This window comes from Flavobacterium sp. TC780 (assembly GCF_056783245.1).
Genome location: NZ_JBXBAV010000128.1, coordinates 21,288 through 32,138, shown reverse-complemented (window position 1 = coordinate 32,138; position 10,851 = coordinate 21,288). Strand labels below are relative to the sequence as shown.

At 31.2% G+C, this 10,851-nt stretch carries 7 protein-coding genes and 8 pseudogenes; 2 read left to right on the top strand and 13 right to left on the bottom strand.

Annotated features, from left to right (window positions below; translation table 11 throughout):
* Positions 1 to 43 precede the first annotated feature (43 nt).
* The 10 genes and pseudogenes from AC1RYN_RS14050 to AC1RYN_RS14005 all read right to left on the bottom strand — a co-directional run.
* A pseudogene (locus AC1RYN_RS14050) lies at positions 44 to 1,101 on the bottom strand (AAA family ATPase); the annotation flags it as partial.
* 160 nt (positions 1,102 to 1,261) lie between these two features.
* Positions 1,262 to 1,702 (bottom strand): annotated as a pseudogene (locus tag AC1RYN_RS14045) (type IX secretion component PorD family protein).
* Positions 1,703 to 1,751: 49 nt separating this feature from the next.
* Positions 1,752 to 2,033 (bottom strand): type IX secretion component PorD family protein, encoded by a 282-nt coding sequence (locus AC1RYN_RS14040; protein WP_481807451.1) that lies wholly within the window; start codon positions 2,031 to 2,033, stop codon positions 1,752 to 1,754.
* A pseudogene (locus AC1RYN_RS14035) lies at positions 2,026 to 2,369 on the bottom strand (phosphopantothenoylcysteine decarboxylase domain-containing protein); the annotation flags it as partial. The gene AC1RYN_RS14040 and the pseudogene AC1RYN_RS14035, both read right to left, overlap by 8 nt.
* Before the next feature lie 50 nt (positions 2,370 to 2,419).
* Positions 2,420 to 2,623, bottom strand: a complete 204-nt coding sequence (locus tag AC1RYN_RS14030; protein WP_481807454.1) for a phosphopantothenoylcysteine decarboxylase domain-containing protein — start codon at positions 2,621 to 2,623, stop codon at positions 2,420 to 2,422.
* Positions 2,624 to 2,697: 74 nt separating this feature from the next.
* Positions 2,698 to 3,240, bottom strand: a complete 543-nt coding sequence (locus AC1RYN_RS14025; protein ID WP_481807450.1) for a flavoprotein — start codon at positions 3,238 to 3,240, stop codon at positions 2,698 to 2,700.
* Positions 3,241 to 3,249: 9 nt separating this feature from the next.
* A complete protein-coding gene (locus AC1RYN_RS14020) occupies positions 3,250 to 3,567 on the bottom strand; it encodes a DNA-directed RNA polymerase subunit omega (protein WP_264286020.1) in 318 nt (105 codons plus the stop codon).
* 9 nt (positions 3,568 to 3,576) lie between these two features.
* Positions 3,577 to 4,371: pseudogene (locus tag AC1RYN_RS14015) on the bottom strand (outer membrane protein assembly factor BamD).
* A 105-nt stretch (positions 4,372 to 4,476) separates the two neighbouring features.
* A complete protein-coding gene (gene dapA / locus AC1RYN_RS14010) occupies positions 4,477 to 5,388 on the bottom strand; it encodes a 4-hydroxy-tetrahydrodipicolinate synthase (protein ID WP_481807449.1) in 912 nt (303 codons plus the stop codon).
* Between the two features lies 1 nt (position 5,389).
* Positions 5,390 to 5,913: pseudogene (locus tag AC1RYN_RS14005) on the bottom strand (DUF6913 domain-containing protein).
* A 47-nt stretch (positions 5,914 to 5,960) separates the two neighbouring features.
* On the opposite strand from AC1RYN_RS14005, the pseudogene AC1RYN_RS14000 reads away from it, so the two are divergent.
* Positions 5,961 to 6,739: pseudogene (locus tag AC1RYN_RS14000) on the top strand (5'-nucleotidase C-terminal domain-containing protein).
* A 65-nt stretch (positions 6,740 to 6,804) separates the two neighbouring features.
* Positions 6,805 to 7,717: pseudogene (locus AC1RYN_RS13995) on the top strand (bifunctional metallophosphatase/5'-nucleotidase).
* A gap of 114 nt (positions 7,718 to 7,831) precedes the next feature.
* Here AC1RYN_RS13995 and AC1RYN_RS13990 read toward each other — a convergent pair.
* From AC1RYN_RS13990 to AC1RYN_RS13980, 3 genes and pseudogenes are all read right to left on the bottom strand, one after another.
* A complete protein-coding gene (locus AC1RYN_RS13990) occupies positions 7,832 to 8,395 on the bottom strand; it encodes a hypothetical protein (protein ID WP_481807448.1) in 564 nt (187 codons plus the stop codon).
* Positions 8,385 to 10,386: pseudogene (gene ligA, locus AC1RYN_RS13985) on the bottom strand (NAD-dependent DNA ligase LigA). Before ligA ends, AC1RYN_RS13990 begins: the two are co-directional and overlap by 11 nt.
* A 126-nt stretch (positions 10,387 to 10,512) precedes the next feature.
* Positions 10,513 to 10,806: an OmpA family protein gene (locus AC1RYN_RS13980; RefSeq protein ID WP_481807453.1), complete on the bottom strand. Its 294-nt coding sequence runs from the start codon at positions 10,804 to 10,806 to the stop codon at positions 10,513 to 10,515.
* Between the last annotated feature and the right edge of the window lie 45 nt (positions 10,807 to 10,851).

The window sequence follows — 10,851 nt, the reverse complement described above, 5'->3', positions numbered from 1 at the left end:
AAGGTTAATACATGCTCCTGTTGTTAGGGAGGCAGCACCTTGTTTTTTTCTCAATAGAAGCTGTTAACTTAGCTATTTCTTCTTCTATATTACCCAAATTGAGAAACTGAATTTTCTAATTTAGTTTGTATTTCAATTAAATCATCTACTGTAGCAACTTGATGCTTTTTCTGCAATTGCTAAATAACCTGCAATTTCTGACTGATAAGAATCAGAGTTCGCAGGATCATTCAATAGTTTTTCTGATGCTTTTTGCAATTCACCCGATACATCATCAAACTCAATTGCTAAGCTTGTCATTCTTTCAAATAAAGCTTGATAATCTGTTGAAAAAAGAGCAATTTTATACAAGGAAGCTTTTATCTCATTTAGATTCTGAATTACTCCAAATTGTTCTTCATTGGCTATAGCCAAAGATTTATCTATTGATTCTTTGATAATCTCAACATTGTTAAGCTTTTCAAATTCTTCTTCTAACTCTTCTTGCTGACCTGATTTTAATTGTGCTGCAACTAATTCATTTAAAAGAAAAGTATTATACTCTTGTTCTTTGGCAGATTCGCTTTGCTTTTTAAGCAGTGCATTTAATTTCGTTTTATCTGACTTATATTTCTTTAAGATATTCTGATAATCCGTAATTACTTCCAAATTATCCGCAATTGCATCAATAATTTGAAACTGTACACTTTCTTCTGATAATTCTTGTGTTTGCTGCTGCGAATGAATATCTATCAAATACAAACTTAGCTCTTGCAATTCCTGTAGGTTTACTGGGCTATCATTTATAAAAGCGCGTGATTTTCCCGAAGGCAAAATTTCTCGTCTTATTATCGTATCATCTTCGTAGTCTAAATCATTGGCTTCAAAAAAAGCTTCAAGATTATATTTCGAAATCTTAAAATGTGCTTCGATAACACATTTTTCTTCTTTATTTTTCAATGAAGTCAAATCGGCTCTTTTACCTAACACTAAACCTAATGCCCCCAATATTATAGATTTTCCCGCTCCTGTTTCACCAGTAATTATAGAAAATCCTTTTGAAAAATCAATTGATAATTTTTCAATCAGTGCATAATTTTTTATTGACAATGAAGTAATCATATCTCTTTTTTGTAATAATAAGTTTGGAAATAGACAGACGCAAACTGAATTCTTAATATTTAATCTGCCCCCATTGGTAGAGTTCATCGCAACTCTATTTAAATTCTCTACTAAATCTGTTATAGAAACACTAGGACCTCCTGAAAATATAGATACAATTTCATCTGATTTTAGCATCAAAAAATACTCGCGTTAAAAAAGCATTGGGTTTCGTTGCATTTAGTTTTCCTAATAGTAATAAAGAAGCTTTAATTTTTTCTTTAGCCAATTTCAAATCCTGATTCATTACATCTAAACCTGTATGGTATCCATAAACACGCCTGTCTTAGATCATTATATGTCGGCGCAAGCATATCATTAATCAAGAAATACGATGTTGCACCCCATCCGCCTGGCTCCAACCTTTAAACCCTCCTTGCTGAGCAACGTTTGCTATATTTTGAGCAGTTTCAAAAAATGGAGTTCCTAATGCCGGCATAAAATTATCTGCGTCCATTCCTAAAATCATATAACTATAAAATGTCATTATAGAAACAAGGTTTGATTCAAAAACATTTGGATTGTACAATAAATTTTCAAACTCAGTGTATCTAAAATTCAAATCCTTATCGTTGAAATTGAAAACTGGAGATGAATATCTGAATTATAAATTAATCGTGAAGATTGTATTTGTATTGTTCCGAAAACTGATCTGAATTATTTGACGTAATAGTCAAATACATCGAACAGTTTATTTTTTCATTTTGTTTTAACGCACTTCCCGTCCAATCTGTATTATTTACAAATTCGCTCAATGCAGTCTGCAATGTTTTAAAAACTTGTTGATTTGCGTTAGGAAGCATCTGTGAATTTACAGTTACTGTACAATTTAACTGTTGTGCCTGTATGAGACCAAAAGATAAAAACAACAAAAAAGTAAGTATTTTATTCATAAAAATGCTTTATCACCTTATTTAAAATATCAGCTGCAACTGCTTCTTTGGATTTTAATTCCATTGGTTCAATAGTGAAAAACTTATCAATAAATGTTACTTTATTTGTTTTTCCTCCAAAACCTGCTCCTTCATCCTGTAAAGAATTTAAAACTATCAAATCTAAGTTTTTTTTCTGAATTTTCAGCTTTGCATTCTCAATTTCATTTTCGGTTTCCAAAGCAAAACCAATTAAAAACTGATTTTTCTTTATTTTACCTAATGACAATAAGATATCTTTTGTTTTTTCCAGCTCTATAGTAAAATCTTCTGAGGCTTTTTTATTTTTTGAGCGGCTACTATTTTTGGCTTATAATCTGCAACTGCAGCTGCTGCAATAGCTAAGTCTACATCTGAGTAGCACTATCATGGCAAGCATCATACATTTCTTGTGCCGATGTTACCGAAATTATTTTAAGATGTTTTGTTACTTTACAATTTGTAGGCCCAGCAACTAGTACCACCGAAGCACCTAAGTTTGCTGCTTCTGATGCAATATCAAATCCCATTTTACCTGAAGAATGATTTCCAATAAAACGAACAGGATCTATTGCTTCATAAGTCGGACCAGCTGTAATTAAAAACTTTTTACCTTTAAGCGGTAGCTCCTTTTCTAAATCAGCTTCTAAAAAAGCGACGAAGTAGTATTTTCCGGTTCTGCCATACGACCTTCTCCTGATAAACCGCTAGCCAATTCTCCACTCTCAGCAGGAATTATCGTATTCCCAAACTGCTTCAACAACGAAAAACTTGCTAAAGTAGAAGGATGAATATACATATCCAAGTCCATTGCTGGTGCAAAGTAAACTGGGCATTTTGCCGATAAATAAGCTGCTATTAATAGATTATCGCAAGTACCATTTGCCATTTTTGACATTGTATTTGCGGTAGCTGGAGCAACTATCATCAAATCGGCCCAAAGTCCTAATTCGACATGATTGTTCCATTTTTCATTCTCGTCTTCTTGATTAAAGAAAGTGGAATGCACAGGATTTTTAGACAGGGTTGATAACGTAAGTGGCGTTACAAAATCCTTAGAAGCAGGTGTCATGATTACTTGAATCTCGGCACCTGCTTTTATAAAAAGTCGTACTAATGATGCTGTTTTATAGGCTGCAATTCCACCAGAAACTCCTAGTAAAATTTTCTTACCGTTTAAAACTGACATCGTACTATATTATTTATTTGAATTTCTGTGGTATGTTTTACCATCTAACCATTCTTGAACTGCTAAAGCGTGTGGTTTAGGCAATTTTTCGTAAAATTTAGAAACTTCTATTTGTTCTTTGTTTTCGAAAACTTCTTCAAGACTATCATTATAGGTAGCAAATTCTTCTAACTTTTCAGTCAATTCCTTTTTAATTTCAGAATTAATTTGATTTGCTCTTTTTGCCATAATAGTTATCGCTTCATACACATTACCTGTAGGCTCTTCAATAATAGTTTTATTGTAGGTAATTGTATTTACTGGAGCATTCGTCTTTTTTAAATCCATGACTTTATTTTATTTAGTAAAATTTTGTAACTCTTTCTCAACTCTCTCATTCATCTCGTCAGCTTTCACCTTGTAATGAGTATCACTTTTATATTTCATTAAATTTGAATATGCAGTTTTAGCTACTTTTAAACGGTCTTCCATTTTTGTAGAAATACTGTTTATTGCCAACTGATATGCTGAATCAAATTTATAATATAATGCATCTTCTTTTGAATTCTGTTCCAGGATAATCTCCAATAAAATTATCAAATGCAACTATTGCTGATTTAAAATCTGAAATAGTATTGTATCCTTTTGCATTTTCATATGCTTTTTTCTCCAATTTATTAGTCAGTACTTTTAGACTTGCATTTGCTTCTGCTAAATACTCTGAATTTGGATAATTATCTATAAAAGCCTGTAACTTATCTATCGCTTTATTAGTATCCGTTTGATCCAGACTATACACTGGTGATAACATCGAATAGCTTTTAGCTCCTAAAAAAGCTGCTTCTTCTACTTTTTCACTTCTTGGATATCCTGATGCGAAACTTTCAAATTGATATCCTGCTAAATAATACTGTTTTGTTTTATAATATGATTGTGAAAACATATAAAACAACTTCTCTGCTTGTGGTTTCCCTCTATATGATGTTGCAAGTTGTTCAAACAATCGAATTGCTTTACTATATTTTCCTGCTTCATACATTTTTGTTGCCACTTCGAATTTTGCTGCTACATCTTCCTTTTTAGTGCTTTTTGATAATCACTACATGAACAAAAAAGAACAACGACAAACAATACAGATATTATTTTTTTCATTTTTTTACTTTTATTATGATTCTCAGGATGCTTATATCCAAGCAAAACCACACCGAAGTTTCGGTGGCAAATTTAGTTATTAATTTAGCTTCTACAAAATATTTTTTAGTATAATAAAATACCTTCTTTTTTATTTTTATTTAATACTTTTTTAACAAATTCATCAATACGATTTGCAAGTGATTCATCGGCTGCTACAAGCGGTAATCTCACAACATTCTCAGCAATACCAAGTGATTTGAACACTTGCTTTATTCCTGCTGGATTACCTTGTTCAAAAATCATATCAATACAATCCGACAAAAAGTACTGTATTTTAAATGCTTCATTTACTTTTCTATTCAACCCTAAACGAATCATTTCAGAAAATTCTTTTGGAAAACCCTGTCCAATAACTGATATTACTCCTGAACCTCCTGCTAAAATAATCGGCAATGCTATCATATCATCTCCTGATATAACGAGAAAACCACTTGGTTTATTTTTAAGCAATTGCATTGCTTGTACCAAATCACCTGCAGCTTCTTTTATTGCAACTACATTTTTAAAATCATTTGCCAATCGTATAACTGTTGATGGTAACATATTACTAGATGTTCTTCCTGGAACATTATATAAAATTACTGGCAGAGGTGATGCTTCGGCAATAGCCTTAAAATGCTGATAAATTCCTTCTTGCGTAGGTCTATTATAATAGGGAGACACTGATAATATCGCTTCAAAAGCTGACAAATCTCTAGTTTTTAATTCTTCTACAACTTCCATTGTATTATTCCCTCCTACTCCTAACACTAAAGGTAATCTTCCTTTATTTGCATTAATAACTGTAGAAATAACAAGTTCCTTTTCATCTTGACTTAATGTTGCGTTTTCTGCAGTGGTACCCATAACTACAAGATATTCAACTCCTCCATCTACAGAAAAATTAACTATTCTTTGTAATGCTTCTGTATCGATTGAAAAATCTTCTTTAAAAGGAGTCACTAGTGCAACGCCTGTCCCTATTAATGATTGCATATTAGATTGTATTTGGTTTAATGTTTTTTAAATATTTAAATAATTCATTCACGAAAACTTTATATTCTCGAACATTGGTATTAATCATCAATCGATTTAATCTTTTATCGATTGTTGCAAAACCCACTTGAATTTGGCTTTCGAATTTTGTGTCATGAGCATTAACATTGGTTTTTCGACATCATAATAACTTATTAATAAATCGAATTCTTCCTTTATAAAGTCTTTCAATAAATTTTCGGTAATCTCTCCGTTCCAATTAAGATGATTAATCCCAAAAGTTGGACAAGTGTACGTCTCTTTTTTATCGAATTTGTCTTTATAAATAACAATCTTAATGTTCTTTTCAACAATTCCTTTTGATACCAATTCGGCTAGCAAAGCTTCTTTTTCGCGAAAATGACTTCCATCTATAAGTAAACCAACCGTTTGTATATCGGTAGTAAATGCACAGTTTTTTACATTATCAAGATTTTTATTTAATGATTTTTTTACAAAAAAAACCTTTATATAATTTAAAAACATAGTACTTTTACTAGATTACAAAATTAATTATTTAAGTCGCATTTAAGATGGTAAAACTAAAAAAGTATAACGGATTTTTAAAACTTTTTGTTATATTCTTAACACTTTTTTTTGGAGTTTCTTGTAGCAAACAAACGTATCGAGTTTCTAAAATAGAAGGAAAACTAATTCCTATTACAACTACTGAGAAACAAACTCCTGAGATAGAAAATTTCATAAAACCCTACAGAGAGCATATCAATAAGGATTTAGATAGTGTCCTTTCTTATTCTCCTGAAACTCTAGACAAAAGCACAGGTAAATTGCAAACAACTATTGGCTGTTTAATGGCTGATGCATGCTTGCAAAGAGGGAACTTAATTTTTAAAGCCAGGGAGAAAAAAGATATTGATATTTGTTTTCTTAACCACGGCGGTATACGAGCAATACTTCCTAAAGGTAATGTTACTGCTAGAACTGCTTTTGAAATTATGCCTTTTGAAAACAGTCTTGTTGTTATGGCGCTAAAAGGAGAACAAGTTATTGAATTGGCTAATTATTTCATTACTGAGAAAAAACCTCACCCTATTTCTGGGATGACTTTTACTATCACTAAAAACAATACTCCTATAAATATTTTGATTCAGGGAAAACCTATCAAAAGAATAAAATTTATTATGTTGCCACAAATGATTACTTAGCTAATGGTGGTGATAGCATGAACTTCTTTAAAAAGAGTGTTCAGAAATATGATTTAAATTATAAATTACGAGACATTCTTATTGATTATTTTAAATCTGTTCCTACAATTCCAGTACCTAAGGATATCCGAGTTAAACAAGAATAAAATAAACTATTAAAAAATATTGAAGAAACTTTGGGTTCAAGCGTTTTACCGCAAAATAAATTAAAATGAAAAGAAGAGATTTTATTGAAAAAACTGCTGCTAGTACAGCATTATTGAGTTTGGGTTTATCTATGAGTAGCTTTACATCTCCCGATGTTAAACACATAACTATATTACACACCAATGATGTTCACAGCCATATTGACCCTTTTCCTGCCGATGATCCCCGCAATGCAAATATGGGTGGAGTTTCAAGACGTGCTGCTTTAATTGATACAATTCGTAAAGAAAACCCTAATGTTCTTTTATTAGACGCTGGGGACATTTTCCAAGGAACTCCTTACTTTAACTATTATGGAGGAGAATTGGAGTTTAAATTGATGAGCATGATGAAATATGATGCTTCTACAATTGGTAATCATGATTTTGATAATGGTGTAGATGGACTCTATGCACAAATGCCTCATGCTACTTTTGAGTTCATCTCTTCTAACTACGATTTTAAAAACACTGCTATGGACGGTCTTGTAAAACCGTACCAACATTTTTTAATAAAGGCGGTATTAAAATTGGTGTTTTTGGGCTTGGGATCCAACTCGAAGGTTTGGTAGATAAACTAATGTACAAAGAAACTGTTTATAACGACCCTGTAGAAACAGCACGTGATATGGTACGAATTCTTAAAAAAGAACAGAAATGTGATTTAGTAATTTGTTATCCCATTTAGGTTATAAATACCGTGATGATGCTACTAAAATTTGTGATTTAAAATTAGCCGAACAAACTCAAGATATCGATTTAATAATTGGCGGACATACTCATACTTTTCTTGACAAGCCTACTATTGTAAAAAATAAAGCTGGGCAGGATGTTTTAGTTAATCAGGTTGGATGTTATGGAATTAATGTAGGTAGAATAGACTTTTATCTTGATAATAATAAGAATAAATCTTCGCAAGGAAAATCAATTATTGTCTAACTTTAATGTTTTCGATTCTTTTTTGGATAAAATATCTTACCATAAAATAATAAGCTAACATTTGGGTTATATCTTCGTATTAATACTAATACTATTGAATGATCAAAGGACTGATTAAATATAAAAAAGATATCCGAAGATAAAACAGGCTGTCATTAAGGTTAACAAAAGAGTTAGATATGTACCTTTGGTTATATAACTAATAAATGAAGCACATCCTAATATACTCAAAACAATACCGTACACAGTATATATAAGGTGATATTTATTTACTTTCTCATATTGTAACCCCAAAACTGAAACTAATAAATACAAAATAAATATAACGACTATTCCAACTGGTAATAAGTCGTTTTTTTTTAATTTTATTTTTCGATAATCATCGTAAATAAGTCTTACAAACAATAAATAAACCAATAAAAAACACAAAAGCGATCCCAGCTCAGTTGCTTCAACTTCCATCAAATTAAACACTTCTCCTGTAAAACAAAACGCAAAAATAAATCCCTGAATTATATTTATTCTATAATTGGTTGTAATAAGATAATATATAAATATTGAAGGTACCACAATTGCCTTTGCGTACATCCCTATGAAATCTTCTTCTAAGAAATCAAAGATAATTGCAAATGTTAATGCTAAGAAATAAAGAATTAATGACGGTGTATTAGCTCTCATTTAATTTTGTTATAAAATCATCTTCTGAAATTATAGGGATGTTTAATTTATTTGCTTTTTCTAATTTAGCTGGCCCCATATTTTCACCAGCAACAACAAAATCAGTTTTAGCAGAAATTGAACTTCCTACTTTGCCTCCATTATCTTCAATCGTTTTTTTAATATCATCTCTTGAGAATTTAGAAAACACACCTGAAACGACAAAGATCTTTCCTTCAAATTTAGTGGTTGCATTAGGGTTTATTTTTTCTACTATATCAAATTGAATTCCATAACGTTTTAAGCGCTCAATAATTTTTTTATTCTCTTCATTTTCAAAAAATTCTATCACACTCTTTGCAATACGCTCTCCTATTTCATCTACTAAAATCAGGTCCATTAAAGTAGCCTGGCTCAATGCGTCAATATTTTTGTAGTGCTTAGCTAATTTTTTAGCAACAGTTTCTCCAACAAATCGAATTCCTAGTGCAAACAAAACGCTTTCAAATGGTATTTTTTTAGAATTCTCCACTCCTTTTACTAGATTTTCTGCAGACTTTTGAGCCATTCTTTCCAATGGTAATATTTGTTCTACCGTTAACTCATATAAATCGGCGTAATTATGAACTAAACCATTATTAAAAAGTAATGCTACTGTTTCTCCTCCAAGCCCTTCTATATCCATTGCTTTTCTTGAAATATAATGCTGAATTCGGCCTATAATCTGTGGAGGGCATCCATAAAAATTAGGACAGTAATGATTTGCTTCACCTTCGGATCTAACTAATTCAGTATTACATTCTGGACAATGAGTAATGTATTTTGTAGGTTCAGCATCCACAGGACGTTGTGTTAAATCGACTGCAATTATTTTTGGAATAATCTCTCCTCCCTTTTCTACAAAAACAGTATCATTTACCCTAATATCTAATTTTTCTATTTGGTCTGCATTATGTAAAGATGCACGTTTTACTATAGTTCCCGCTAATTGTACTGGCTCTAGATTTGCTACTGGAGTAATTGCACCTGTTCTTCCTACTTGATAGGAAATCGAGTTTAATTTAGTAGAGACTCTCTCTGATTTAAATTTGTATGCAATTGCCCAACGAGGTGATTTTGCCGTATAACCTAGCTCTTCTTGATGTTGAATACTATTTACCTTTACAACTACACCATCCGTCTCATAAGGCAATTCATGACGATGTATATCCCAATAATCTATAAAGTCAAATACTTCTTGTAAATTATTAGCCAATTTTGCTTCAACTGGTACTTTAAATCCCCATTTTCTTGCCAATTCAAGTCCTTCAAACTGAGTTAAAAAGGTAAATTATTACCTGTCACAAAATAAAGCAAACATTCTAATGGTCTTTTAGCAACCTCTGCACTATCTTGTAATTTTAAACTTCCCGAAGCTTATTTCTTGGGTTCGAATATGGTGTTTCTCCAATTTCGATTAAATCCTGATTCATTTTTTCGAATCCTGCAAAAGGCAAAATTATTTCTCCTCGGATTGCAAAAACAGGTGGGTAATTTCCTTTTAATTGTAATGGAATCGATTTTATTGTTTTGATATTATTTGTTACGTCATCTCCTTGAAATCCATCTCCTCGAGTAACTGCTCGTTTAAATTTTCCATCTTCGTATGTAATACTTATCGAAGCTCCGTCATATTTTAATTCGCAGGTATATTGCAAATCAACATTTCCTAATACCTTTTAAATTCTGGTTTCCCCAATCGATCAAATCTTCTTTTGAATAGGAGTTATCTAAAGAATACATACGATATTCATGAGCTACTGTCTGGAAGTTTTTCGTAATCATACCTCCTACTCGCTAGTACGTCAATTTTCATCAAAAAACTCTGGATGTTGCTTCTCTAATTCCTGAAGCTGTTTAAGTTTTATATCAAATTCATAATCTGATATCGTAGCATTATCAAGTACATAATAATTGTAATTATGTACGTTTAACTCATCTCTTAAAGCTTGTATGGAATCCTGAATATTCATATTTTAATATAATTCGATTGTCTTTTATTATCCTAAAAAAGTTTGCCTAAAATAGACAATCAAAAGTATAATTAAAAACAAAAAAACCACTCTTTTAAGAATGGTTTTCACAAAATTTTTTAAACATTATTTTTCTATTACAATAAAATCTGAACGTCTGTTAGCAAGATGCTCTCCTTCAGTACATTTCACTCTATTACTACATTTATTCACTAACCTTGTTTCTCCATAACCAATAGCACTTTCAATTCTTGAAGCTTCAATTCCTTTGGAAAGTATATATCCTTGGGTAGATTTAGCTCTTTCGTCCGAAAGTTTCAAATTATAAGCATCTTTACCTCTCGAATCGGTATGTGATTCAATTTTAATTTTAATCTTAGGAAATTTTTGCATGATAAATACAACTTTATCTAGTTCGATTGCTGCTTGTGGATTAATATTAAATTTGTCATAATCAAAGAAAAT

What these genes read in the sequence shown, in the direction of transcription:
- AC1RYN_RS14020 (WP_264286020.1), bottom strand. Translation starts at nt 3,567, where the DNA reads ATGGATTTAAAAAAGACGAATGCTCCAGTAAATACAATTACCTACAAT.
- dapA (WP_481807449.1), bottom strand. Translation starts at nt 5,388, where the DNA reads ATGCAATCATTAATAGGGACAGGCGTTGCACTAGTGACTCCTTTTAAA.
- AC1RYN_RS14040 (WP_481807451.1), bottom strand. Translation starts at nt 2,033, where the DNA reads ATGAATAAAATACTTACTTTTTTGTTGTTTTTATCTTTTGGTCTCATA.
- AC1RYN_RS13990 (WP_481807448.1), bottom strand. Translation starts at nt 8,395, where the DNA reads ATGAGAGCTAATACACCGTCATTAATTCTTTATTTCTTAGCATTAACA.
- AC1RYN_RS14025 (WP_481807450.1), bottom strand. Translation starts at nt 3,240, where the DNA reads ATGTCAGTTTTAAACGGTAAGAAAATTTTACTAGGAGTTTCTGGTGGA.